This window comes from Streptomyces sp. NPDC002536 (assembly GCF_053594995.1).
This window is the reverse complement of record NZ_JBSFWU010000003.1, coordinates 45,038-67,626: the sequence shown is the minus strand read 5'-3', so window position 1 is coordinate 67,626 and position 22,589 is coordinate 45,038. Positions and strand designations below refer to the sequence as shown.

The following is a 22,589-nucleotide window of genomic DNA, read 5'->3' as shown; positions in this document are numbered from 1 at the left end:
TCAGCCTTGTGCGGTCATGAAGTAGTAGCCGTACACGTCGGGGTGGCCGTAGGCGATGGGCCCGCGGGTCAGCTCGGCGAAGTCGCCGATCTCCACGACGAGAGGGGGCTCGTAGACTTCCTGCTGTTCCATGGAAGCTCCTTTTCCGGTGGTCAGCCTCGCGCGTTCGCGAAGTCGTACCAGTACAGGTAACCATCGTTGCCCCTGCCGAAGTTGGAGGAACGGGTCAGCTCGGTGAAGTCGCCGAGCTCCACTGCGACAGGGGGCTCATAGATTTCCTGTTGCTCCATGAGAACTCCTCTCGGCTCAGCCCCGTGCATTGTCCCGGTAGTACCAGCCGGTGAAGTAACCGTCCGCGTACGTACCGTAGTTGCTGCTGCGGGTCAGTTCGGCGAAGTCGCCGATTTCCACGATGGCCGGAGGCTCGTAGACCTCGGTCTTTTCCATGGGGGCTCCCCTTTCCTGCCCGTCAGCTCCGCGAACCCGTGGCGTAGTACCAGCCGCCGTACATGTCGAGGTCCATGCCGTACGGGTACCCGCAGGTGAGCTCGTCGAAGTCGCCGAGCTGCGCCACGACGGGGGGCTCGTAGAATTCCTGCTGTTCCATGGGAGTTCCTCTTTCAGGTGGCCTTCCCTTGATGCGGTGCGGGATTTCGCACCCATCTGGAGACGTCAGGATGTCAACTCGCCAAGCCGTGAGGCCAGCCATTCCACTCCAGTGGGTGATAAGTCGTATTGAAGTCCTGCGTCGTCACCGAAGTCCGGCGGAATGCCCCTCGTCCAGCCCCACACGCCGCACGACTCGCCCGTGCACCCGCCGCAGCGGCCCCGGCGCCCACCAGTTGACCCGACCCAGCAGTGCCAGGTACGCCGGTACGAGCACGCCGCGCACCAGCACCGCATCGACGAGCACCGCCGTCGCCAGCCCCGTGCCCAGCAGCTTGAGCACCGTCACGCCCGACGTGGCCAGGGCGCCCGTGACGACGGCCACCGCGAGGGCGCTCGTGCTCACCAGCCGTCCGGTCCGGGCCACGCCCTCCACGACCGACTCGCGGTTGTCGCGCGTCCGTACGTAGTGCTCCTTCACCCGCGACAGCAGGAAGATCTCGTAGTCGACCGCCAGCCCGACGGCGATGGCCGACATCAGCAGCGGCATCGTCATGTCGAGCATGCCGGTCACGGCGAACCGGCCCAGCACGCCGCGCAGATGACCGTCCTGGAAGACGAACACCATCGCCCCGAAACTCGCCCCGAGGCTCAACGCCCCGATGCCCAGGGCCTTCACCGGCAGCAGCACGCTCCCGGTCAGCAGGAACAACACCGCCCACAGCGCGACCCCTGCGACCGCCACCACGAGCGGCAGCCGTGCGCGCACCGCAGCGCAGGTGTCGGCCAGCACCGCCGCACGCCCCGTCACCAACTGCCCGCCGCCCGGCCCCGGCAGGGCACGCAACCGCCGCAGCAGGGCCCGGCTCGCCGCGGACTGCGGGCGGGCGTCGGGCCCGGTCACCACCAGGGCCGCGCCCCGCGTTCCGGGCAAGTGGGAGGCGCGGGCGACGCCCGGCAGGTCCGTCACCGCCCGTTCGTACGCCTGCAGCGCCGCGCGGTCGCGCACCGGGTCCGCCGCCGGCAGAACCACCGTCAGGTTCCGCTCGGTGCGCACCGCGAAGTTCTCGCGGACGTCCTGGGAGGTGCGGTACGACTCGGCCTGCGCGGGCAGGATCCGCTCGTCCGGCAGGCCGAAGCGCACATGGCCGAAGGGCGCGGCGAGCACCAGCAACAAGGCTGCGCAGCCCGTCCCGTACCACAGCGGCCGGGCGGTGACGGCGCGGGCGACGGCGCGCCAGGCGGGGCTGTCCGGCCGGGGAGCCCGGGTCGGGCGCAGGACGGCCAGCGGATCCCAGCGGTCGATGCGCGTGCCCAGCAGGGCCAGGACCGGCGGGACCAGGACCGTCGCCGTCACGGCCGCGAACACGGCAACCCCCGTTCCTGCGCAGGCCATCGAGCGCAGGAACGGCAGCGGCAGCACCAGCAGTGCCGACATCGACAGCCCCACCGCCCCGGCGGACACCGCCACCGTGCGCCCCGCGATGCGCGCGGTGCGCCGCACCGCCGCGTCGACGGGCAGGCCGGCGCGCAACTCCTCCCGGTAGCGGGTGACGAGGAACAGCCCGTAGTCCACGGCGAGTCCGAAGCCGAGGGCGCTGGTGAGGTTGACGGCGAAGACCGACACCGGCATGAAGAAGGTGAGCAGCCGCAGCAGCGCGAAGGTGCCCACGACGGCGACCGCCCCGATCACCAGCGGGACCAGCGCGGCCACCAGTGAGCGGAGCGCGACCACCAGCAGGAGCAGCGTCAGCGGCGCAGCGACGAGTTCGGCCCGCACCAGGTCCCGCTGCCCGGCCCGCCCGGCCTCGACGCTCACCCAGGCCGGGCCGGTCGCGGACACCCGCAGCACGCCGTGCCGGCCGGTGAACCGCGGCACCAGGCGGGCGGCCGTCCGCGCCGCGTCCCGGTCCGCTCCGGCGAGGTCCGCCGTGACGAGCGCCGCGGAGCCGTCGGCGGAGCGCAGGACGGGGTTCCGGCCGGTGTCCCCGGTCCAGTACGCGCGCACCCTCGTCACCCCCGGCGAGCGCGCGAGCCGCTGTGCGAGCGCCAGCCCTTGCGCGGCGACCGGATCGTCGTCCACGCCGTCGTCGGCCCGCACGAGCAGCGTCAGGTCGGTCCGCCCCGTGCCGAAGTGCTCGGCCAACAGGGCGTCGGCGCGGTCCGATTCGGTGCCGGAGGCGGTGTAGCCGCCGTTGGCGAGGCGGCCGGAGGTGCCGAACCCGGCCGCGCCGAGCAGGACGGTCAGCACGGCCGCGAGGACGGGGACGAGCCAGGGGCGGGCCCGGCCGGTGCGCGCCGCGGCGGCCGGGGCCGTTGCGGGGTCCGGCGGTGTCGTCACGCGGCCCGGAAGAGGAGCACGGCGTTCTGCCCGCCGAAGCCGAACGCGTTGCTGATCACGGTCTCCATCCGGTGCTGCCGGGGCTGCTTCGCCACCACGTCCAGCTCCATACCCTCGTCCAGCCGGTCGAGATTCGCGGTGGGCGGGACGAGTTGCCGCTGCAGGGACAGCACGCAGGCCGCGGCGTCGACCGCGCCCGCCGCGCCGAGGGCGTGCCCGATGACGCCCTTGAGCGAGGTGACCGGCGGCGCGGTGCGGAAGACGTCGGCGATCAGGTCGGCCTCGACCCGGTCGCCCCGCGGGGTGGAGGTGCCGTGCGCGTTGACGTGGTGGACGTCCTGCGGCTGCGCGCGGGCGTCGGCGAGTGCGGCCAGCAGGGCGCGGCGGGCGCCCGCGCCGTGCGGGTCGGGCCGGGTGGCGTGGTAGCCGTCGCCGGAGGCGCCGTAGCCGCAGAGCCAGCCGCGCACCCGCGCCCGGCGGGCCCGGGCGTGCTCCGGCCGTTCCAGGACGAGCACGGCGGAGCCCTCGCTGAGTACGAAGCCGTCGCGGTCGGCGTCGAACGGGCGCGAGGCGCCCGCCGGATCGTCACGGCGCGTGGAGAGCGCCTGCATCCGGTGGAAGGCGGCCGACCCCATGGGCACCCGTGCACAGTCGGTGCCCCCGGCGAGGGCGATGTCGCAGGCGCCCGCCCGGATCAGGTCGCGGGCGGTGCCGATGGCGGTGGCCCCCGAGGCGCAGGCGGTGGAGGTGGTGAGGCAGGGGCCCAGCGCCTGCAGGTCCGCGGAGATCTCGCCGGCGACCATGTTGGGCAGCGAACGCAGCAGCGCGGTGGGGGAGACGGCCGCGACCCGGCCCTCGGCCAGGTTGCGGTACTCCTGGGGCCAGCGGTCGCCGCCGTTGCTGGCGGAGCCGAGGACGACCGCGACGCGCGGGCCGTCCCAGGCGGCGGGGTCCAGCTCCGCATCGGCGACGGCCTCCCGCGCGGCGACGAGCGCGAGCTGGATGAACCGGTCGTTGCGCCAGGTGATCTTCTTGCCCAGCAGGGCGTCCCCGTCGAAGCCGGGAACCGCGCAGGAGAAGTCGACCGGCAGCCCGGCCAGGGCCGGGTCCCGGGCGCCGACGCCGACGCCCGCGCACAGGCCGTCCCAGGTCGCCTCCCGGCCGAGCCCGGCAGGGGTGACCATGCCGATGCCGGTGACGGCGACCTCGCGTTCGCTCACAGGAGAGGGCCGGGCAGCGAAGCGGGCCCCGCCCCCGGCGGGGGACCCGCGGCCGCCGCCGCGCCGCCGGTGCCGCCGGCCAGCAGCCGCTCGACCTGGGCGGCGGCCTCCCCGAGCGTGGTGCCCCGGGGCTCCTGATCGAGGGTCACCTTCAGCCGGTCCTCCACCACGGCGAGCATCTCGACCCGGGCGAGGGAGTCGATGTCGAGCTCCTCGAAGGTGGCGTCCGGGTGGATGTGCTCCTCGGGGACGCCGAAGTGCTCGCTGAGGGTTGTGGCCATCATGTGGTAGACGGATTCCATCGACCGCTCTCCTCGATCGGGGCCGGAACCGGGCACCCGGCACATCGCATTGCATGCTTGTCGGGTTAATCCGGTTATCGCGTGCGCAGCAGCCTCCCCCGCCGGGCACCCGAGGAGGGCCCGACACGCGCGCCGCCGCGGGCACTGTCACCCGCCTGCTCCCCTGGCACCAAGTTCCGCCCGCGGTGGCCCTCATGACGGGGGCCCGGGGCCGGGAGTGTCCGGGGCCGGTGGCATGCTGGTGGTGTGAACGGACCCGAGATCGCCATCAGCTTCGCCCCCGGCCTGCAGGTCTTCGTCGAACCGGGACGGCGCCACCGGGCCCGCACCACCGTGGTCACCGACGGCGCGTCGACGCTCGGCCACGTGGTGGAGTCGCTCGGCGTCCCGCTCACCGAGGTCGGCCGGCTGCTGGTCGACGGCCGGGAGACGGCCGCCTCCCACGTGCCGGGCGCGGGGGAGACCGTGGAGGTCGAGGCGGTCGCCCGGCCCCAGGAGGTGCCGGGCGCGCCCCTGCGGTTCCTGCTGGACGTGCACCTGGGGACGCTCGCCCGCCGGCTGCGGCTGCTGGGCGTGGACGCCGCCTACGAGAGCGAGGACATCGGCGACCCCGCCCTCGCCGCGCTCTCCGCCTCCCAGCGCCGGGTCATGCTCTCCCGCGACCGCGGGCTGCTGCGCCGCCGCGAGCTGTGGGCGGGTGCGTACGTCTACAGCGACCGCCCGGACGAGCAACTCCGCGACGTGCTCGGCCGGTTCGCCCCGGAGCTCGCCCCCTGGACCCGCTGCACCGCGTGCAACGGGCCGCTCCGGGACACCGACAAGGACGCGGTCCGCGAGCAGCTGGAGCACGGCACGCAGCGCACCTACGACGTCTTCGCCCAGTGCACCGCGTGCGAGCGCGTGTACTGGCGCGGTGCCCATCACGCACGGCTGCAGACGATCGTCGACGACGCGGTCCGGGAATTCGGGGCGGCGGTTGCCCCGTAAGGGGCGCGGGGAACTGCGCGACCGGCCACTGACGGCCCGCAGTTGACGCACCAGCCCAGGGGTCCGGGGCGAAGCCTCGGGACTTCGACTGCGGGTGCGTTGTGGCTGGTCGCGCAGTTCCCCGCGCCCCTGACGGGGCGCTCATCCTTGGTGCCCGAGAACACCGCGCTGCGCGAGGGCGGGCCCTGGCAGAGCACACCGTAGACCGTTCGGGTGATGCCGGGAGCGGCGGCCGCGCTGGTCAGGGGCGGGTCGGTGGAGGAAGCGGGGGCCGGGCCTCCATCGTCCCCTGCGAGAATCCGCGCCGCGCGCCACCGCCCCCGTACGGTCCCCCCTTGAGGAATCGCATGAGCAGCCCGCACGTCCTGCTGACCGGTGAACGTCTCGCCCTGGGCATGCCCCGCCCCGAAGCGCTGCCCGAGTACCACGCCTGGGAGAGCGACCCGACCACCATCCTCGGCTACGGCGGCCGCTTCCCCCAGTCCTGGGAGGCCCGCCTGGCCACATGGGAGCGGCGGCGCGTCGACCGGGAGCACGTCCAGTTCGAGCTCCTGCGTCTGAAGGACCGGCAGCCGGTCGGCCTCACCTGGCTGCAGATCAACTCCGTCGCCGCGACCGCCGAGTTCGCGATCCTCATCGCTCCCGCCATGCGCGGCAAGCGCTATGCGGAGGAGGCGACCCGGCTGACCCTGGACTGGGCCTTCCACCTGGGGGCGCTGCGCGCGGTGTGGCTGAGGGTGCTGGAGCCCAACCGGGCCGGGCTGGCCGCCTATGAGAAGGCCGGGTTCCGGTTCGCCGGGCGGCTGCGCAGGTCGGGGCACTGGCTGGGGCAGTGTGTGGACGAGCTGCTGATGGACGCCCTTCCCGAGGACTTCCCCGGGCCGTCGGCCCTGGTCGGCGTCCTCGGGAAGTGACGTTTCCCGGGACGTGACGTCCGTCAGGATGTGATGTCCGTCGAGATGTGACGTTCGTCAACATCCCTGCACCGGCTGCTCGTTGACCGTGAGGCCATCCGTCGTGAGGGCCTCGGCCGCGCGCCACGCCTCGTCCGCGAAGCGTGCCGCCTGCGGGTGCGCCCCGTGCGAGGGGTAGGCGAGGTAGGCGCGGACGACGGGGGCGCCGTCGAGGGGGATCATCCGGACCGCGGGGTGGATGTAGCGCCGCGCGGCGGCCGCGGGGGCGGAGCCCACGCCCAGGCCGGCGGCCACCTTCTCCAGCCACTCGTCGTAGTTGCGGCACTCGGCGCCGACGGTGGGGCGCCGGCCCTCCGGCCACATCGCCGGGAAGGTGACGCCGCTGACGGTGTTGACGACCAGCGGCAGGTCCGCCAACTCGGCCCAGCCCAGCCGGGACCGGGCCGCCAGGGGCCAGTGGCCGGGGACGGCGGCGACGCGGGTGTCCTCGCAGAGCAGCACCCCGCGCAGCCCCCTCGGCAGCGGATCGGCGCGCAGCAGGGCGATGTCGACGTCGCCCGTGTCCAGCCCGGCCATCGGGGTGTCGGTGCGGACGAACTCCACCGTCACCCCGGTGTCGTCCCCGAACCGGGCCGCCATGCCCGAAAGCCCCTCGGGCAGACCCCAGTTGAAGCCGACGCGCAGGGACTCGCCCTTGCGCAGTCCGGTGAGCGCGGTGTCGAGCTGGTGCAGCAGCGGGACGAGCGAGCTGCGCAGCTCCCGGCCCTTGTCGGTGAGTGCGGTCCTGCGGGTCGTGCGGTCGAACAGGCGGACTCCCAGGGTGTCCTCCAGGGCCCGGATGCTTCTGGTCAGGGTCGGCTGGGCGAGGTGCAGGCGCCGGGCGGCGGCCGTGAAGCCGCCCTCCTCGGCGACGGCCAGGAAGTTGCGGAGATGGCGGAGGTCGACATCCATGACTCCAGAGCATAAGTGATCCGGTAAAGGCATATCCCGTCCCGTACGCGATTCTTACGAGGCGGTGTCGCCGATGTGAAGGCCGGTGGCTGTCAAGCCCCGTGCTGTGCAATTGAACAGGGCGCGTACTGCATCAATACCACGTGCCACCACGGAAGTTGAGGCCTCAACCACGTTCTTTGGTGACATTCCCCGGGGCCGCCGGAGGCTGTTTCATATTTGCAGACGGCTGTGCGCCGCTTTACCCAGTCATTTTCCGCACCCGACCGAGAAAGGCATTGATGTGCCGATAGCCGAGACCCGAAACGGCCCCGTCGAGCATGTACTCGTCGACGGCGACCCCGACCTGGCGCCGCTCGTCTTCCTGCACGGCGGGCTCGGCTGCATCGCGAGCTGGGGACGCTTCCCCGCCCGCCTCGCCGCGGCCACCGGGCGGCGCGCGCTGGTGTACTCCCGCCTCGGCCAGGGTGGTTCGGGACCCGCCGTGCGCCCCCGCACCCCCCGCTACATGCACGAGCACGGCCAGGAGGACCTGCCCGAGCTGCTGGACCTGCTCGGCATCGGCAACCCGGTCCTGGTCGGGCACAGCGACGGCGCCTCCATCGGTCTGCTGTACGCCTCCGTGCGTCCCGCCACCGCAGTGGTCGCCCTCGGCCCGCACCTGTACTTCGAGGAGCAGAACCGCCAGGGCATCGAGGCCGCCCGGGCGTCCTTCGAAGGAGGGCCGCTGGCACAGAAGATGGCCCTGGTGCACAACGACCCGCGGGGCGTCTTCGACAGCTGGAGCGAGGTCTGGCTCTCGGACGGCTTCCGCGACTGGAACATCGAGAAGGACCTGGACGTCACCGCGCCGGTCCTGCTGATCCAGGGCGACCGGGACGAGTACGGCACCCTCGACCAGCTCGACTCCGCCGAACGCGCCGTGCGCGGCCCTGTGCGGCGGGTCGTGCCGGAAGGCGTCGACCACTACCCCCACCTGGTCTGCCCCGACCTCGTCATCGACGCCACCTGCGCCTTCCTCGACGAACACGCCCCCGGCCGCCCGATTCCCGCGGAGACCCTGCAGTGACCCCCACCGCCACCGCCGTCACCGACGGCACCATCGAGACCCTGCGCCTGGACGGCCTCCTGGCCCGCTCCGCCCGCCGGTACCCCGACCGCCCCGCCCTGTCCGGCGCGGGCGAGACCTGGACGTACGCCGAACTCGACCGGGCCGTCGACGCGTTGGCCGCCCGGCTGGCCGACGACGGCCTCGTCCCCGGCGAACGCGTCGGCGTCCACGCCCCCAAGACCCCCTCCACCGTGATCGCCCTCTACGCCGCCCTGCGGGCCGGCGCGGTCGTCGCCCCCCTCGACATCGCCGACCCCCCGGCCCGCACGGCCCGGATGGTGCGCAACGCCGGCATCTCGGTGCTGCTCACCACCGACCGGGCCCTGCCCGTGTGCCGCAAGGCCGCGGCCGAGGCCCGCGACGGCGCCGAGCCGGACGCGGAGCCGCTGGAGCACGGACTGCACCGGCTGCGCGTCCTGGACGGGGACGGCCGCCCGGCCCCGCTGCCCGCGCCGGCCGACCGCGGCGGATACATCCTGTTCACCTCCGGCAGCACCGGCTGGCCCAAGGGCGTCCTGCTCTCGCACACCAACGTCGCCCACTACGCCCAGTGGGCCGCGGCCGAGTTCGGGCTCACCGAGCACGACAGGATCGGCTCGCAGGCCGCCCTCACCTTCGACCTGACCACCTTCGACCTGTACGGCGCGGCGGCCGCCGGAGCCTGTGCGGTGCTCATGCCGGACATGCTGCGCGCCTTCCCGCGCGACGTGGTCGCCTGGCTCGACGAGCAGCGGATCACGGCCTTCATGGCCGTCCCGTCCCTCTACCACAACATGCTCCAGCAGGGCGGCTTCGCCGACGCCGTGCCGCCGACCCTGCGCGTGGCCTTCTTCGGCGGCGAGGCCTTCGCGCCCCAGCTGCTGGAGGAGTACCTGGGCCTGCTGGGCGACGTGCCCTTCTACAACCTCTACGGGCCCACCGAGACCAACGCCTGCACCTACTGGCTGATGCCGCGCGACTGGACCGCCGACCAGGAACTGACCATCGGCCGCGGCATCGGCGGCGTCGACATCGAGGTCCTGGACGACGACGGCAGGCCCACCGACGGTGAAGGCGAGATCCACATCGCCGGACCCACCGTCTTCCAGGGCTACCTGCGCAACGGCGAACTCACCGACCCCACCGTCACCGTGGCCTTCCGCGACGGCGCACCCCGCCGCGCCTACGCCAGCGGCGACATCGGCCGGATCACCCCCGACGGGCGCGTCTTCCTGCGCGGCCGCCGCGACTCACAGGTCAAACGCCGCGGCCACCGCATCGACCTGCTCGACGTGGAGAGCGCCGTCCTCGACCTGCCCCAGGTCTCCACCGCGGCCGTCGTCGCCAAGGACGGCGGCGACCACGCGGGCGAGATCTGGGCCTACGCCCTGACCGACGCGGGCGAGCGCGAGCTCCTCGCCGAACTGCGCGGCCTGCTGCCCAAACGCATGCTGCCCGACCGGGTCGTCCCGGTCGCCTCGCTGCCCACCACCACCAGCGGCAAGGTCGACCGGCGCGCCCTGAGCACCCTCGCCGACACCCCTGACGGCACCCCCGGCACCACCTCCCACACCCTTGAGGAGAACCGCACATGAACAGCGTCGAAGACCTCTGCGCCCTCATCAGCAGCAAGATCACCTGGGCCCGGGGCGAGGACCCGCAGAGCCTGACCCCCGACACCCCGCTCCTCGAACTCGGCCTCCTGGACTCGCTGGCCATCATGGAGATCGTCTCCGCACTCGACAAGCAGGCCGGCATCGCGCTCCCCGAGACCGAGATCGTCGCGGCCAACTTCCGCAGCCCCAAGGCCCTGTGGACCGCCATCGAGGACATCGCCGGCGGGGCCCGCAAGTGAGCACCCCCACCGACCGCCTGCTGCGGTCCGGCCCCGCGCCGGCCGAGGAACTCGTCGACGCCTGGCGCGAACGGGCCCGGCCGGCCGTGGAGCAGACCGAGGGCAAGGACTTCCGCACCCAGTGGCAGGCCCTGGCCGACCTCGGCGCGCTGCGCATGGCCGCGCCCGGCAGCGAGCACCCCGGCCCGGTCACCCGCTCCCTCGCCGCGATCGAGGGCATCGGCCTGGCCGGCGCCGACCCCGGCATCTGCTACGCCCTGGCCTCCCAGCTCTTCGGCATGCAGTTCCCGCTGCGCGCCACGCTGCCGGAACAGGCCTGGCAGTCCCTGGCCCACATCCAGGACGGGCGCACGATGCTGTGCCACGCCCTCACCGAACGCACCGCGGGCAGCGACCCGCTGTCCATGGACACCCGCGCCCGGCGCGACGGCGACGGCTACGTGCTCGACGGCGCCAAGACCTTCATCACCGCCGCACCCGTCGCCGACCTCGCCATCGTCTTCGCCCGCACTGCGGAAGGCCGTTCGCCGTTCGCGCTCTCGGCCTTCCTCTTCCCCGTCGACATGCCCGGCGTGAGCCTCGGCGAGACCTTCGACAAGACCGCCCTGCCCACGGTCCCCATGGGCGAGCTGCTCTTCGACGGGGCCCGGCTGCCCGCCACGGCACTGATCGGCGAGGAGGGATCCGGCCTGGCGGTGATGTCCTCCACGACCGCCTGGGAACGCGCCGTCGTCCTCGGCTACGCGCTCGGCCCCATGCGCCGCACCCTGCAGCGCACCGCCGAATGGGCCGGAACGCGCGAGCACTTCGGCCGCCGCATGGGCGCCAGCCACCAAGTGGCCGCCCGCATCAGCGACATGGCGCTCGCGCTGCACCGCTCCCGCATCCAGCTGTACGCGATGGCCGCCCGGCTCGACGCCGGAACGCCCGCCCGGCAGCTGGCCGCAGAGGCGGCCCTCACCAAGATCTCGGTCGCCGAGGACTACGTACGCCTCACCGAGCACGCCACCGCGCTCGCCGGCGTCCGCGGCTTCCTCCCCGGATCCGGTCTGACCGCCGACCTGCACAGCCCGATGGCGGCCCACGTCTACGCGGGCCACAACGACCTGCTGCGCGTCGGTGTCGCCCGCCAGTTCGGCCTGCCGGTCGAGAACTGACACGAGGAAGGACCCCATGACCACCACCGCCACTCTGCCGGCGACCCTCGACGACCTGCTCAAGCTCGCCGAGGAGACCGGCCGGATCCTGGCCCCCCTCGCCGCCGACGTCGACGCCCAGCGCGACAACGGCCACGAGGCCTACCGCATCCTCCGCGAGAGCGGCCTGCTCGGCCTGCTCGTCCCGCGCGAGGCCGGGGGAGCGGGGCTCGGCTTCGCCGACTACTCCCGCGTCCTGGCCGCGCTCGGCGCCCACAACGGTGCCGCCGCCCTCGGCTACAACATGCACAACGTCGTCATCGGCGCGTTGTCCGAGTCCGTGGGCACCCGACTGCCTCCGGCCGCCGAGACCTTCCGCGCCTGGATGTTCGACGAGGTCGTCAACGGCCGCAAGCTGTTCGCCTCCGCCACCTCCGAGGCGGGCACCGGCGCCAAGCTGCGCGGCATCCGCACCAGTTACCGGCGCTCCGCCGACGGACAGCACTACGTCCTCAACGGCGAGAAGTCCTTCGTCTCGCTGGCCGGCGCCGCCGACTACTACATCGTCGTCGCCCGCGCCGAGGGCACCGAGGGCAGCAGCGAGGTCTCGCACTTCGTCGTCGCCGCCGACGACCCCGGCGTCAGTTTCGGCGAGGTGCACAACCTGTCCGCGCTGTACGGCACCAGCACCGCCGCCATGAAGCTCGACGAGGTCACCGTGCCGCGCTCGCGCCTCTACCTCGGCGTCGAGGGCATGTCGCTGTTCAAGCTCGTCCGCGAACCGCACTGGATGGCCGCCGGCTACACCGGCGCCTACCTGGGCATCGCCGAGGCCGTCTACCGCTACACCGTCGACTACGTGGCCGCCTCGCCCAAGCGCGCCGACTCCCCGGTGCTCCAGCGCGACCTGGGCCGGATGTCCGCCCGGCTGCGCGCGGCCCGGGCCCTGGTGCACGAGGCGGGCGAGTACGTCGACACCCAGCGCGGCAGCCTGGAGGCCAACGCCATGGTGCACGCCGCCAAGTACATCGTCGGCGAGGTCGGCCCTGCACTCGCCCAGGATGCCGTGCGCATCTGCGGCTCGGCCGCCGTCAGCCGCGCACAGCCGCTGGAACGCTTCATCCGCGAGGTCGCCTTCTCCGCCGTGATGCCCGCCAAGCCCGACGAGTGCCTGGAGTACGTCGGCAAGGCCGCCCTCGGCGTCAACCTCTACAACGCCCAGGCGTTCGAGTGGTGAGCCCCGTGTCCCCTGTCGACACCGCACCCACGGTGACGCCCGAGGCGTTCCGCGCGCTGATGGGCTCCCACCCCGGCGGCGTCGCCGTCATCACCACGACCGACGCCCTGGGCGACCCGCACGGATTCACCTGCACCGCCTGGTGCAGCGTCTCACTGGATCCGCCGCTGCTGCTGGTGTGCGCGGCGAACACGAGCAGGACACTGCCGGTGATCGCCGAACGCGGGGCGTTCGCCGTCAACCTCCTGCACGGCGCCGGGCGCCGGGCGGCCGAGGCCTTCGCGGGCCGCGCCGCAGAACGCTTCACCACGGTGCCGTGGGAGGCGTCCCCCGGGACCGGGCTGCCGCTGCTGACCGAGGACGCCCACACCGTCGCCGAATGCCGCGTCGTACGCCTCGACCGGGCCGGCGACCACACCATCGTGCTCGGCGAGGTGATCCGCACCGACGCCGCCGAGGGCCCCGGCCCCGGTCCCCTGCTCTACGGCATGCGCCGCTACGCCACCTGGCAGGCGTGACCAACCCCCTTTTCCTTACCGGCGATTACTGCCGATCACTACCGATTCCGAGGTCGCACCATGTACCGCACCATGATGAAGTCCAAGATCCACCGCGTCACCGTCACCCAGGCCGATCTGCACTACGTGGGCTCGGTGACCGTCAGCGCCGACCTGATGGAGGCCGCCGACCTGCTACCCGGCGAGAAGGTCGACATCGTCGACATCGACAACGGTGCCCGCCTGTCCACCTACGTCATCGAGGGCCCCCGCGACTCCGGAGTGATCGGCATCAACGGCGCTGCGGCCCGCCTCATCAGCCCCGGCGACCTGGTCATCCTCATCGCCTACGCGTCGGTGACGGACGAGGAGGCCAAGGTGCTGGAGCCGCGCGTGGTCTTCGTCGACGAGCACAACGCCGTCAAGACCCTGGGCACCGACCCCGCGGACGTCCCCGCGGACTCGGGCCTCAAGCGCGGCGACATCCTCGCCGGATGACGCCGACCGCCGTGGTGAGCGGCGGCACACGCGGCATCGGCCTGGAGCTCGCCCTGCGCCTGTGCGCACTGGGCCACCGCGTGACCGCCCTCTACCGCACCGACGAACAGGCCGCCCGCCAGGCCGAGAAGGAGGGTGCCGGACGGCTCCGCACCCTCCGGGCCGACCTCGCGCGGCCCGTGGAGATCCGGGCCGCCTGCGCGGAGATCCTCGGTACGGACGGCGCACCCGCCGTCCTGGTCAACAACGCCGGCATCAACCGCGACCGGCCCTTCCTCTCCCTCACCGGAGAGGACTGGGACGACGTCCTCGCCACCAACCTCTCCGCCCCCTTCCACCTCGTCCGGGCCCTGGCCCCCGCCATGATCGAGGCCGGCGGCGGCAGCATCGTCAACATCGGCGCCACCACTGCCATCCGCCCCCGGGCGAACGGCGCGAACTACTGCGCCAGCAAGGCGGGCCTGCTGCAGCTCACCAAGTGCATGGCCCTCGAACTGGCCCCGCACATCCGCGTCAACGCCCTGATCCCCGGCTTCACCGACACCCCCGAGGTCACCGAACGCTACCGGCTGGACGACCCGGACCGGCGCGCGGCCGTCCTCGCCACCATCCCCGCGGGCCGGATCGGCACCCCCCGGGACATCGCCGACGCCCTGGAGTTCCTCGTCACCTCCCGCAGCTCCTACCTCACCGGGCAGCAGCTGATCGTGGACGGCGGCAACTTCATGGGCTGACCCGGGCCCGCCCGCGAACTCCCCTACACACCATGGAGTACTGCACCATGCACCTGACCCAGGAGCAGCTCGACCACTACCACGACAACGGCTACCTGCTCATCGAGTCCCTGCTGGACCCGCGGGAGGTGACGGCCCTGCGCGAGGCCTTCGCCCGCGACTGCACCGTCCCCGGCCCCCACCTCGTCACCGAGGACGCGGGCGAGGAGGTCCGCGCGGTCTACGCCTCCCACCACCGGCAGCCGGAGTACGCCGGACTGATCCGCGACCCCCGCGTGCTCGGCCCCGTCCGCCAGCTGCTCACCGACGACGTCTACGTCTACCAGTTCAAGATCAACGCCAAGCCGGCCTTCGGCGGCGACAAGTGGGCCTGGCACCAGGACTACCTCGCCTGGCGCATCGCCGACGCCCTGCCCGCACCCCGGCAGGTCAACATCGGCGTGTTCCTCGACGACGTCACCGAGTTCAACGGGCCGGTCATTTTCCTCCCCGGCTCCCACCGCAACGGCATGGTCCGCGACGGCCGCAAGGCCGGCGCCCGCTCGGAGCAGCACCTCGACCCCGACGACATCGCCCTGACCCCCGGCCAACTCGCCGAGCACGTCGACCGGTACGGCATGTCCAGCCCCAAGGGCCCGGCCGGATCCGTGGTGTTCTTCTCCCCGGAGATCGTGCACGGCTCCGCGCCCAACATGTCCCCCTTCGCCCGCCGCCTGCTCATCGCCACCTACAACGACGTCACCAACCTGCCCAGCTGGTCCGGCGAACCGCGCCCCGAGTACGTCGTCTGCCGCGACAGCGAGCCGCTGCGCCCGCTGTCCGAGCCGTTCCTCGACGCCCTTGAGGGGGTGACGGCATGACCGCCCGCACCGGAAAGGCCGTGGTCCTGGAGGAGTTCGGCGAGCCGCTCGCCCTGCGCGAGTTCGGCATCCCGCAGGCCCCCGCCGGCGGCATGGTCGTGGCCTGCGGCTACGGCGGCATCTGCGGCACCGACCTGCACCTCCAGCAGGGCCACCTGCCCATCCCCACCCCGCTCGTCCTGGGCCACGAGGGCTACGGCGTCATCCGCGAACTCGGCGCCGGGGAGCACCGGGACGCCACCGGCGCGCCGCTCGCCGAGGGCGACGCGGTGATGTGGGCCTCGTCCATCGCCTGCGGCGAGTGCCCGCCCTGCCGGCTGCACCGCGAACCCACCCTCTGCGAGAACCGCCGCACCTACGGCGTCAACCGCCCCCTGACGGACGGGGCCGAGCTGTCCGGCTCGTGGGCCGACCACATCGTGCTGCAGCCCGGCACCACCGTCGTCAAGGCGGCCGAGGGCGTCGACCCGCTGGCCGCGATGTCGCTGGCCTGCGCCGGTCCCACCGTGGTCCACGCCCTCTTCGAGCGCCGGCCCGTACGGCTCGGCGAGACCGTCGTGGTCCAGGGCAGCGGTCCCGTCGGCCTGGCGGCGGCGGCCTTCGCCCACCTCGCCGGCGCCGCCAAGGTGATCCTCATCGGCGGCCCGGCCGAGCGGCTGGCCCTGGCGGCCAAGGCCGGCATCGGCGACGTGCACATCGAGATCGCCGGGTCCCAGGACGCCGGGCGCGTCCTCCAGGAGGTGCGCGACGCCACCGGCGGCGACGGGGCGGACCTCGTCATCGAGTGCGCCGGGGTGCCCGCCGCCGTCGCCCAGGGCCTCACCCTGGCCCGCCGCGGCGGCTCGTACCTGGTCATCGGCCAGTACTCCGACGCGGGCGACACCCTGCTCAACCCGCACCAGATCGTCCACCGCCAGCTCGACGTCATCGGCTCCTGGGCCTTCACCGGCGCCCATCTCACCGAGTACGTACGGCTGCTGCCCACGCTGGCCGAACGCTTCGACCTCGCCGGCCTGGTGACGGCGTTCCCGCTGGAGCAGCACGCCGAGGCGATGGCGGCGGTCGCCGCCGGAGCGGTCATGAAGGCCGTGCTCACCAGCTGAACGACCAGTGAAGGACGAGGAGCCGCCCGCAGCACAGCGGGCGGCTCCTTCCTGTGTGCCGTCTCACGCCCCTCCGGCCAGGCGCCGCACGGCCGTTGCCGTGTCCGGGTCGTCCGGCACATAGGCCAGGAAGTGGTGGCCGGGCTCGTCGACCGCCGCCAGCTTCACGTACCGCAGGTGCAGATCGCCCGCCACCGGATGACGGAAGTGCCGCACCGCCGGGTGGAACGCCGCCGTCTCCCGCTGCCCGTACCAGCGGGCCGCCTCCGGGTCGGCCAGCAGCTCCTCGACGATCTCCGCGTACCGCCCGTCCCCGGGATGCCGCGCCGCGTGCGAGCGGAACTGGCCCAGCAGACTGCGCGCTTCGGGCTCCCACTGCGCCAGCAGCGAGCGGCTCGGCGGCCAGCGGAACACCAGCCACAGCAGATTGCGCTGCTTCGGGGGCAGCCGCGCCGGGTCGGTGAGCAGTGCCGCGTAACCGGCGTTCCACGCCAGCAGGTCCCAGTGCGGGTCGATCACCACCGCCGGGTTCGGGTCCGTCGCCTCCACCAGCGACAGCAGGTTCCGCGAGACCCAGCCCGGCGCCGCCGCCCCGGTCTCCGGGGCGTCCTCGGTGAACGACAGCACGTGCGCCGTTTCGTCCGCATCCAGCAGCAGCGCCCGCGCCACCGCGCGCAGCACCTGCTCCGAGGTGCGCACCCGGCCCTGTTCCAGCCACGCGTACCAGGAACTGCTGATCCCGGCCAACTCGGCCACCTCGCCCCGGCGCAGCCCGGGGGTGCGCCGCCGCGGCGAACCCGGCAGGCCCACGTCGGCCGGGGAGAGCCGCTCCCGGCGGGAGCGCAGGAAGGCCCCGAGTTCCCGACGCGGCGTGCTCGTCGTGGTGTTCGTGCCCGCCGTGGTGTGCCCGGCGCCCATCGCCCCCCGCTCCTCCCCGTGCCTGTCATCGGGCCTGTCATCGGGCCTGTCATCGGGCCTGCCATTCGAGCCTGTCAGCGATGGTAATCGCTTGAGGTGATCACGGCAGGCCGCCGGGCGGTGAGATGGAGGCATGGGTGAAGAGAGGAGCACCACCCCATGACTACTGTCGCGTCCCCCGTTTCCGCCCCGCCTGCCACCGGACTTGCGAAGCCCTCGCTCCGGTTGCTGAGCGCCGCCGGATTCGTCAGCAACTTCGACCGCTTCTGCATCGCACCGATGCTCATGCTCATCGGCACCCACCTCGGCGCCTCCCTCTCGACCGTGGTCCTCGCGGCCAGCGGCTACTACCTCTGCTACGGGCTCATGCAGCCGGTGTGGGGGGTGGCCAGCGACCGGCTGGGGCGGGTGCGGGTGATGCGGTTCTCCCTCGCGGGAGCGGCCGTTGCCGCGTTCTGCTCGGCCGCGGCCCCCGACGCGACCGTGCTGATCGTGGCACGGGCCGTCGCCGGAGCCTTCTTCGCGGCGTCGATCGCCGCCTCGCTCACGTACGTCGGCGACACGGTCCCGGCGGCGGTGCGGCAACGCCCGCTGAGCTCGCTGATGACGGCCTTCGCCCTGGGCACGGCCGTGGCCACCGTGGTGGCCGGAGTGGTGGCGCTGTACGTCAGCTGGCGACTGGTGTTCGCCCTGCCGGGCCTGCTCGCGCTGTACCTCGTCTTCGCCCTGCGCCGCCTGGAGGAGCCCGAACGGGAGCCCGTCGGCTCGCTGTTGGCCCCCATGCGGGACGTGCTGCGGTCGGGCTGGCAGTGGTACGTCATGGCCGTGGCCGCGCTGGAGGGCGCGGTGCTGCTGGGCTTCTTGACGTACATCGCCCCGGCCCTGGAGTCCCGGGGCGTGCCGACCGCGCTCGCGGGAGCGGTGTCCGCGCTCTACGGCGTGGGTTCCATGTCCGCCGCCCAGTGGGTCAAGCGCCTGGTGGGCCAGTGGGGTCCGGTCCGGCTGATCGTCGCGGGCGGAGTGCAGATGGCGGCCGCCTACGCGGTCGCGGCGGTCAGCCAGTCCATACCGGCTCTGGTGGTGACGGCCCTGCTGCTGGGCGGGGGCTGGTCGTTCATGCACTCCACGATCCAGTCGTGGGCGACCGGCCTGTCCGCGACGGCGCGGGCGACGGGCGTGGCGATGTTCGGGGTGGCCCTGTACGTCGGCAGCGCGGTGGCCAGCGCCATCTCGGCCGGCGCGGCCGGGGCGCACCACTACGGGACGCTGTTCACCGTCGCGGCGGTACTGACGGTGCCGCTGACGGTGGCGGCGGCGGTGGGACGGTCGCGGTACGGGAAGTAGGGGTTGGGTGCTGGTTGGTGCTGCTTCTGCCGGGAGATGTCGTCCCGGCAGAAGCAGCGTTCGTTCTACGGTTGTACCGGGAGGTCGGCATGACGGCTGTGGTGCACGCATCCGAGCAGGTGGTGGGAGTCGAGCGAGGGCAGTTCGCCCTGTGCGACGCGTCGGCGCCGTTCGGCGAGCAGCCGTGGGAGCTCCCGGCGCTCGACGGGCGGCAGGTCGCCGTCAGTGGCAGCGGGTTGATGGTCGCCAGCACCGTTGCGATGCACGACGCCGACGTGCGGTTCGAGTTGTGGGACGGGCCGCCTCCCGCGCAGTCGGCCGGGCCGCCGGTGGGTGAGTGTGTGCTCGACGTGCCGTCCGGCGCGGTGACGGCCTGGGCGGTGGCGCACGGTCCGGCAGGCGAGCCGGTGGAACTGGGCGGGCCCGGACCGTACGCCGTGCGCCTGTACCGGCACGGAGGAGGGCCGGAGGCGCGGGCGCGGCAACAGGCCGCGGACCCGCCGCTGTTCAGCGGTCTGGAGCGGTATGTCATCCAGCTGTGGGCCCGGGCATGACGTACCGCTGACGGTCAGGTCAGTGGATGACGACGTAGAAGGCGTCCTTGTGCAGGATGCGGTCGGCGATGTACCAGTTGTTCAAGTCGGTTCCGGCGTTGCCGTTCTGCGTGCCGTCGACGTACTTCACCGAGAAGTTGCCGTCGCCCTTGCCTGCGCCCTCCCAGGACGATGCGAAGGGGTACTCGTCGCACTCCTCGCCCGCCTTGTGCGGCAGGTGGGCACAGTTGCTCTGGACCACGCTGCGGTTCTTGTTGTACGCGGCGGTGGCTGTCGCGTCCCAGTTGGACACCAGCCGGTGCAGCGGCTTGCCGGAAGCGACGCCGCCGGGAATGGACTTGGTGTGTCCCGCGGGCGGGGGCGGATAGGTGGCCGCCGGGTTGGTCTGGGCGAGCTGGATGTGGCGGGCGACCGCGCCGTTGCGCGTGCTGCGGACGCTGTACTGGCCCATCGTCGGCATGACCCGGTCGAATATCCCCGCGCCCTTGGCGCCGAGGTAGCTCGCCGAGTCGAACCGGACGCCGTTGTCGAGCACCGTTCCGGTGCCGCCGTTGTTGGTCACGGACGAGCGGATCGCGCAGCGTGCCACCTTGTCGCGGCCGTAACCGTCGTTCGCCGCGGAGGAGATGGTGTGGATGGCGGTGCCGCCCGCCTGCCACTCGCTCAGCAGGTTGGGCCCGGAACCGAAGACGTCGCACGCCTTGTTGCTGCCGTCCGGCCCGCGGTAGCCGCTGGTGGACCACCCGATGGAGAGCAGTCCGTCGGTCGTCACCCCGACCCGCCGGAATTCGTCCATGCCGGTCGTCAGGCGGATCACGCGCGATCCCTTGGTGCCGTCCCCGGCCGTGGTGTTCCGCCACGAGACGGTGCCGATCACCTTGCCGCCGCTCACGACGGAGTATCCGAGCGGGGCGACGCGGCAGTACGCGTAGTGATTGAGGATCTGCTCACCGGACGTCGGCAGCAGGCGCCGACAGGTGGCCAGGTCCGCACCGGCAGCGAGTGCGGATGCGCCCCGGGCCGTGGCCGTGGACGTGTAGGTGATTCCCGACCGCTGCGCGGTCACGTCACCGTGTTCGCGCAGCGCGGCCGGCGGCTGCGGTACGGAATTGCGCCACTGCGCGGCCCGGTTCTGCGCTCCGGCGTCCCATCTGCTGCCGACGGCAGGCAGCGGATGCGCGGCGTCGACGACCTGGATGGGCGTCGTGATGACGTCGGTTCTTGAGGCTGTGCTCGGTTGTGCCATCGCCGAAGTGGCGGGGAGAGCGGTACAGGCGGCGCCGACCAGGGCGGCGGTCAGCGCACGGCGTATCGGCCAGTGCATGGGCGCTCCTCGAGTCGCTCCTCGCGGCCTGTTGGCCACGAGAGGGCGACGCTAGGCACGCCGAACGCATGAACCAATGGTTCCGGCCGAAACCGCTCGCAGCCGGGGGCGATTTTCGGCCACGAGGTGCAGCCCGTGCGTCACCACCCCACCGGCATCGACCGCGGACCGCGGACCAGCATCTGGGTCTTCCAGACGATGTCACCGGCCACATGGAGGCCCGGGAGCCGCAGGGAGAGGGCTCGCAGGGCCTCCTGCAGTTCGACCCGGGCCAGGGGCGCCCCGAGGCAGTGGTGCACGCCGTGGCCGAACCCCAGGTGCTGGTTGCCGGTTCGGCTCAAGTCGAGCGCGTCCGGCGCGGAGAAGCGCCGGTCGTCGCGGTTGGCGGCACCCATCGACACCAGGACGGCCTCGCCCTCGCGCACCAGCGTCCCACCCACCTCGACGTCCTCGGTGGCGTAGCGGGGGATGCCCGCCGCCATGCCCAAGGGGACGAAGCGCAGCAGCTCCTCGACCGCGGCCGGAATCAGGGCCGGATCGGCGCCCAGGCGCGCGAGCTCGCCGGGGCGGTCGAGGAGGGTGCACACGAAATTGGGGATCTGTGTGGCCGTGGTCTCGTGCCCCGCGACCAGCACCGCCACGCAGAGGTCGATAAGCTCCTCCTCGGACAGCCGGTCCCCCCGGTCGCGGGCCTCGATCAGGGACGTCATCAGGTCGTCCGCGGGCCGCCCCCGGTGCTCGGCGATCAGCTCCGCCATGTAGGCGCGCAGCTCCTGCCTGCTGGCCTCGGCCTCCTCGGCCGTGAGCGAGCTCGTGGAGAGCGCGTCGTCGCTCCACTTGCGGAAGAGGGGCCGGTCCGCCTCGGGCACGCCGAGCATCCGGCAGATGACGGAGACGGGCAGCGGCAGCGCGAAGGCGTCGACCAGGTCGGCTGGTTGGCCCGCCGCCACCATGTCGTCCAGGAGGCTCCCGGCCAGGGCACGGATGTCCGCGCGCAGCCGCTCCATCCGCTGCACGGTGAACGCCCCGGCCACCAGCCTGCGCAGCCGGGAGTGGTCGGGCGGATCCATGGAGAGGATGCCGCTGTTGTTCTGGTTCTCCGACTGCCGGGGCTCGTCGTGCGCGACGCAGGCGGCGCGGCTGAACCGCTGGTCGCCCAGGACGAGCCGGGCATCCGCGTACCGCGTCACGAGCCAGGCCGGCTCGCCGTAGGGCAACTGGACGCGCGGCAGGCCCTCGTGGCCGCGCACCTCGGCGTACTGCTCGGACAGCTCCAGGCCGGCGGCTTCGTTGAAGGGATAGGCGGCGGGCTCGGTGGGGGTGACGGACATCCGGACTCCTCGTTCCTTCTCGTTCCTTCGCAGGGCGGTGCAGGGACGGTGCACGGTCAGTAAGGTCTCGCGGCAGTGCAGGAGCATGATGTAAGCAGGTGCTTACATCGACCGTAGGGCGGGACGGAGCAGGCGTCAACAGGGCCTGTCGGCCCGGCGCTTGAGGAGGAAACGGAATGACCGCAGAGAAGCCGGCACGCCGACGCGATGCCGAGGCCACCCGTAACTGCCTCGTCGAGGCGGCGGCGGAGCTCTTCGCCGAACGCGGCTACGACCGCACGACGGTGCGCGCGATCGCCGACCGCGCCGGTGTCAATCAGGCCCTGCTCTTTCGCTACTTCGGATCGAAGACCGCGCTCTTCGGCGAGGTCGTGGCGATGAACGGCCGTCGGCAGCTGGAGGAGACCCCCGCCGAGCACCTGCTGCAGACCGCCCTGCGCAACCTGCTCGCCCCTGACGGCACTTCGACCGCCGACCGCTCGCTCGAAGTGTTCCTGCGCTCCGCCGGCAGCGACGACGAAGCGGCAGAGACGAACCGGCGCCTGACCGAGGAGTACACCACGGCGCTGACCGGCCTCACCGACGCCGACGACGCCGAACTGCGCGCCGCACTGGTCCTCGCCTGGCTGCTCGGCATCGGGCTCACCCGCGTCGTCGTCCGCCAGGAACCCCTGGCCAGCGCCGACCCGGAGCACGTGAGCCGGCTGATGCTGGACGCGGTCCGCAGGCTTCTGGAACGGCTGCCGTGACCTATCCGGCTCCTCATGCGACCAGATACAGCCGGAGC

General features: G+C 72.7%; 26 protein-coding genes. 15 read left to right on the top strand and 11 right to left on the bottom strand.

The window, feature by feature from the left end; all coding sequences use genetic code 11:
• The 7 genes from ACWD4B_RS02085 to ACWD4B_RS02055 form a co-directional block, all read right to left on the bottom strand.
• Positions 1 to 132 (bottom strand): lasso RiPP family leader peptide-containing protein, encoded by a 132-nt coding sequence (locus ACWD4B_RS02085; protein ID WP_451418946.1) that lies wholly within the window; start codon positions 130 to 132, stop codon positions 1 to 3.
• 20 nt (positions 133 to 152) lie between these two features.
• Complete coding sequence (locus ACWD4B_RS02080; protein WP_451418945.1) at positions 153 to 290, bottom strand: lasso RiPP family leader peptide-containing protein; 138 nt, start codon at positions 288 to 290, stop codon at positions 153 to 155.
• 16 nt (positions 291 to 306) lie between these two features.
• On the bottom strand, positions 307 to 447 hold the full coding sequence (locus ACWD4B_RS02075) for a lasso RiPP family leader peptide-containing protein (RefSeq protein WP_451418944.1): 141 nt from the start codon (positions 445 to 447) through the stop codon (positions 307 to 309).
• 22 nt (positions 448 to 469) lie between these two features.
• The gene (locus ACWD4B_RS02070; protein WP_451418943.1) at positions 470 to 607 is read right to left on the bottom strand and encodes a lasso RiPP family leader peptide-containing protein; all 138 of its coding nucleotides are present in this window, start codon (positions 605 to 607) and stop codon (positions 470 to 472) included.
• A gap of 144 nt (positions 608 to 751) precedes the next feature.
• Positions 752 to 2,947 (bottom strand): MMPL family transporter, encoded by a 2,196-nt coding sequence (locus tag ACWD4B_RS02065; RefSeq protein WP_451418942.1) that lies wholly within the window; start codon positions 2,945 to 2,947, stop codon positions 752 to 754.
• Complete coding sequence (locus tag ACWD4B_RS02060) at positions 2,944 to 4,167, bottom strand: beta-ketoacyl-[acyl-carrier-protein] synthase family protein (protein WP_451418941.1); 1,224 nt, start codon at positions 4,165 to 4,167, stop codon at positions 2,944 to 2,946. Before ACWD4B_RS02060 ends, ACWD4B_RS02065 begins: the two co-directional genes overlap by 4 nt.
• A complete protein-coding gene (locus ACWD4B_RS02055; protein ID WP_451418940.1) occupies positions 4,164 to 4,469 on the bottom strand; it encodes an acyl carrier protein in 306 nt (101 codons plus the stop codon). Before ACWD4B_RS02055 ends, ACWD4B_RS02060 begins: the two co-directional genes overlap by 4 nt.
• 246 nt (positions 4,470 to 4,715) lie before the next feature.
• Between ACWD4B_RS02055 and ACWD4B_RS02050 the strand changes: the two genes are divergently transcribed.
• Both ACWD4B_RS02050 and ACWD4B_RS02045 read left to right on the top strand, forming a co-directional pair.
• Entirely contained in the window at positions 4,716 to 5,456 is a 741-nt protein-coding gene (locus ACWD4B_RS02050; protein WP_451418939.1) for a Mut7-C RNAse domain-containing protein, read from the top strand.
• Positions 5,457 to 5,803: 347 nt separating this feature from the next.
• A complete protein-coding gene (locus ACWD4B_RS02045; RefSeq protein WP_451418938.1) occupies positions 5,804 to 6,370 on the top strand; it encodes a GNAT family N-acetyltransferase in 567 nt (188 codons plus the stop codon).
• Between the two features lie 57 nt (positions 6,371 to 6,427).
• On the opposite strand, the gene ACWD4B_RS02040 is transcribed toward ACWD4B_RS02045, so the two are convergent.
• Positions 6,428 to 7,321 carry a LysR family transcriptional regulator gene (locus tag ACWD4B_RS02040; protein WP_451418937.1) on the bottom strand — a complete coding sequence of 298 codons (894 nt, stop codon included), beginning with the start codon at positions 7,319 to 7,321 and terminating at the stop codon, positions 6,428 to 6,430.
• A gap of 283 nt (positions 7,322 to 7,604) precedes the next feature.
• On the opposite strand from ACWD4B_RS02040, the gene ACWD4B_RS02035 reads away from it, so the two are divergent.
• Genes ACWD4B_RS02035 through ACWD4B_RS01990 form a run of 10 tightly spaced genes read left to right on the top strand, consistent with a single transcriptional unit; the run spans position 7,605 to position 16,331 of the window.
• On the top strand, positions 7,605 to 8,390 hold the full coding sequence (locus tag ACWD4B_RS02035) for an alpha/beta fold hydrolase (protein WP_451418936.1): 786 nt from the start codon (positions 7,605 to 7,607) through the stop codon (positions 8,388 to 8,390).
• Positions 8,387 to 10,006, top strand: coding sequence for an amino acid adenylation domain-containing protein (locus tag ACWD4B_RS02030; RefSeq protein WP_451418935.1), 1,620 nt, complete (start codon positions 8,387 to 8,389; stop codon positions 10,004 to 10,006). The genes ACWD4B_RS02035 and ACWD4B_RS02030 overlap by 4 nt, the downstream gene beginning before the upstream one ends.
• On the top strand, positions 10,003 to 10,266 hold the full coding sequence (locus tag ACWD4B_RS02025; protein ID WP_451418934.1) for a phosphopantetheine-binding protein: 264 nt from the start codon (positions 10,003 to 10,005) through the stop codon (positions 10,264 to 10,266). The genes ACWD4B_RS02030 and ACWD4B_RS02025 overlap by 4 nt, the downstream gene beginning before the upstream one ends.
• Positions 10,263 to 11,423 (top strand): acyl-CoA dehydrogenase family protein, encoded by a 1,161-nt coding sequence (locus ACWD4B_RS02020; RefSeq protein ID WP_451418933.1) that lies wholly within the window; start codon positions 10,263 to 10,265, stop codon positions 11,421 to 11,423. Before ACWD4B_RS02025 ends, ACWD4B_RS02020 begins: the two co-directional genes overlap by 4 nt.
• A 16-nt stretch (positions 11,424 to 11,439) precedes the next feature.
• Positions 11,440 to 12,639, top strand: coding sequence for an acyl-CoA dehydrogenase family protein (locus ACWD4B_RS02015; protein ID WP_451418932.1), 1,200 nt, complete (start codon positions 11,440 to 11,442; stop codon positions 12,637 to 12,639).
• Between the two features lie 5 nt (positions 12,640 to 12,644).
• Positions 12,645 to 13,157 carry a flavin reductase family protein gene (locus tag ACWD4B_RS02010; RefSeq protein ID WP_336412220.1) on the top strand — a complete coding sequence of 171 codons (513 nt, stop codon included), beginning with the start codon at positions 12,645 to 12,647 and terminating at the stop codon, positions 13,155 to 13,157.
• Between the two features lie 60 nt (positions 13,158 to 13,217).
• Positions 13,218 to 13,634: an aspartate 1-decarboxylase gene (gene panD / locus ACWD4B_RS02005; protein WP_390778748.1), complete on the top strand. Its 417-nt coding sequence runs from the start codon at positions 13,218 to 13,220 to the stop codon at positions 13,632 to 13,634.
• Positions 13,631 to 14,368 carry an SDR family NAD(P)-dependent oxidoreductase gene (locus ACWD4B_RS02000; RefSeq protein ID WP_451418931.1) on the top strand — a complete coding sequence of 246 codons (738 nt, stop codon included), beginning with the start codon at positions 13,631 to 13,633 and terminating at the stop codon, positions 14,366 to 14,368. The genes panD and ACWD4B_RS02000 overlap by 4 nt, the downstream gene beginning before the upstream one ends.
• A gap of 47 nt (positions 14,369 to 14,415) precedes the next feature.
• Entirely contained in the window at positions 14,416 to 15,228 is an 813-nt protein-coding gene (locus ACWD4B_RS01995) for a phytanoyl-CoA dioxygenase family protein (protein WP_451418930.1), read from the top strand.
• Positions 15,225 to 16,331, top strand: coding sequence for a zinc-binding dehydrogenase (locus ACWD4B_RS01990; RefSeq protein WP_451418929.1), 1,107 nt, complete (start codon positions 15,225 to 15,227; stop codon positions 16,329 to 16,331). The genes ACWD4B_RS01995 and ACWD4B_RS01990 overlap by 4 nt, the downstream gene beginning before the upstream one ends.
• Positions 16,332 to 16,394: 63 nt before the next feature.
• Here the strand turns inward: ACWD4B_RS01990 and ACWD4B_RS01985 are convergent, their stop codons facing one another.
• Entirely contained in the window at positions 16,395 to 17,249 is an 855-nt protein-coding gene (locus tag ACWD4B_RS01985; RefSeq protein ID WP_451418928.1) for a helix-turn-helix transcriptional regulator, read from the bottom strand.
• 159 nt (positions 17,250 to 17,408) lie between these two features.
• On the opposite strand from ACWD4B_RS01985, the gene ACWD4B_RS01980 reads away from it, so the two are divergent.
• Together ACWD4B_RS01980 and ACWD4B_RS01975 are read left to right on the top strand one after the other, a co-directional pair.
• Positions 17,409 to 18,593, top strand: a complete 1,185-nt coding sequence (locus tag ACWD4B_RS01980; protein WP_451418927.1) for an MFS transporter — start codon at positions 17,409 to 17,411, stop codon at positions 18,591 to 18,593.
• A gap of 89 nt (positions 18,594 to 18,682) precedes the next feature.
• Positions 18,683 to 19,147 carry a hypothetical protein gene (locus ACWD4B_RS01975; protein ID WP_451418926.1) on the top strand — a complete coding sequence of 155 codons (465 nt, stop codon included), beginning with the start codon at positions 18,683 to 18,685 and terminating at the stop codon, positions 19,145 to 19,147.
• Positions 19,148 to 19,166: 19 nt separating this feature from the next.
• Here the strand turns inward: ACWD4B_RS01975 and ACWD4B_RS01970 are convergent, their stop codons facing one another.
• Positions 19,167 to 20,471, bottom strand: coding sequence for a NucA/NucB deoxyribonuclease domain-containing protein (locus ACWD4B_RS01970; protein WP_451418925.1), 1,305 nt, complete (start codon positions 20,469 to 20,471; stop codon positions 19,167 to 19,169).
• Between the two features lie 140 nt (positions 20,472 to 20,611).
• Positions 20,612 to 21,802, bottom strand: a complete 1,191-nt coding sequence (locus ACWD4B_RS01965; RefSeq protein ID WP_451418924.1) for a cytochrome P450 — start codon at positions 21,800 to 21,802, stop codon at positions 20,612 to 20,614.
• A gap of 176 nt (positions 21,803 to 21,978) precedes the next feature.
• On the opposite strand from ACWD4B_RS01965, the gene ACWD4B_RS01960 reads away from it, so the two are divergent.
• Positions 21,979 to 22,551: a TetR/AcrR family transcriptional regulator gene (locus ACWD4B_RS01960; RefSeq protein WP_451418923.1), complete on the top strand. Its 573-nt coding sequence runs from the start codon at positions 21,979 to 21,981 to the stop codon at positions 22,549 to 22,551.
• The last annotated feature ends 38 nt before the right edge of the window (positions 22,552 to 22,589 follow it).

What these genes read in the sequence shown, in the direction of transcription:
- ACWD4B_RS02085 (WP_451418946.1), bottom strand. Translation starts at nt 132, where the DNA reads ATGGAACAGCAGGAAGTCTACGAGCCCCCTCTCGTCGTGGAGATCGGC.
- ACWD4B_RS02080 (WP_451418945.1), bottom strand. Translation starts at nt 290, where the DNA reads ATGGAGCAACAGGAAATCTATGAGCCCCCTGTCGCAGTGGAGCTCGGC.
- ACWD4B_RS02075 (WP_451418944.1), bottom strand. Translation starts at nt 447, where the DNA reads ATGGAAAAGACCGAGGTCTACGAGCCTCCGGCCATCGTGGAAATCGGC.
- ACWD4B_RS02070 (WP_451418943.1), bottom strand. Translation starts at nt 607, where the DNA reads ATGGAACAGCAGGAATTCTACGAGCCCCCCGTCGTGGCGCAGCTCGGC.
- ACWD4B_RS02055 (WP_451418940.1), bottom strand. Translation starts at nt 4,469, where the DNA reads ATGGAATCCGTCTACCACATGATGGCCACAACCCTCAGCGAGCACTTC.
- ACWD4B_RS02045 (WP_451418938.1), top strand. Translation starts at nt 5,804, where the DNA reads ATGAGCAGCCCGCACGTCCTGCTGACCGGTGAACGTCTCGCCCTGGGC.
- ACWD4B_RS02040 (WP_451418937.1), bottom strand. Translation starts at nt 7,321, where the DNA reads ATGGATGTCGACCTCCGCCATCTCCGCAACTTCCTGGCCGTCGCCGAG.
- ACWD4B_RS02025 (WP_451418934.1), top strand. Translation starts at nt 10,003, where the DNA reads ATGAACAGCGTCGAAGACCTCTGCGCCCTCATCAGCAGCAAGATCACC.
- ACWD4B_RS02015 (WP_451418932.1), top strand. Translation starts at nt 11,440, where the DNA reads ATGACCACCACCGCCACTCTGCCGGCGACCCTCGACGACCTGCTCAAG.
- panD (WP_390778748.1), top strand. Translation starts at nt 13,218, where the DNA reads ATGTACCGCACCATGATGAAGTCCAAGATCCACCGCGTCACCGTCACC.
- ACWD4B_RS02000 (WP_451418931.1), top strand. Translation starts at nt 13,631, where the DNA reads ATGACGCCGACCGCCGTGGTGAGCGGCGGCACACGCGGCATCGGCCTG.
- ACWD4B_RS01995 (WP_451418930.1), top strand. Translation starts at nt 14,416, where the DNA reads ATGCACCTGACCCAGGAGCAGCTCGACCACTACCACGACAACGGCTAC.
- ACWD4B_RS01990 (WP_451418929.1), top strand. Translation starts at nt 15,225, where the DNA reads ATGACCGCCCGCACCGGAAAGGCCGTGGTCCTGGAGGAGTTCGGCGAG.
- ACWD4B_RS01985 (WP_451418928.1), bottom strand. Translation starts at nt 17,249, where the DNA reads ATGGGCGCCGGGCACACCACGGCGGGCACGAACACCACGACGAGCACG.
- ACWD4B_RS01980 (WP_451418927.1), top strand. Translation starts at nt 17,409, where the DNA reads ATGACTACTGTCGCGTCCCCCGTTTCCGCCCCGCCTGCCACCGGACTT.
- ACWD4B_RS01975 (WP_451418926.1), top strand. Translation starts at nt 18,683, where the DNA reads ATGACGGCTGTGGTGCACGCATCCGAGCAGGTGGTGGGAGTCGAGCGA.
- ACWD4B_RS01970 (WP_451418925.1), bottom strand. Translation starts at nt 20,471, where the DNA reads ATGCACTGGCCGATACGCCGTGCGCTGACCGCCGCCCTGGTCGGCGCC.
- ACWD4B_RS01965 (WP_451418924.1), bottom strand. Translation starts at nt 21,802, where the DNA reads ATGTCCGTCACCCCCACCGAGCCCGCCGCCTATCCCTTCAACGAAGCC.
- ACWD4B_RS01960 (WP_451418923.1), top strand. Translation starts at nt 21,979, where the DNA reads ATGACCGCAGAGAAGCCGGCACGCCGACGCGATGCCGAGGCCACCCGT.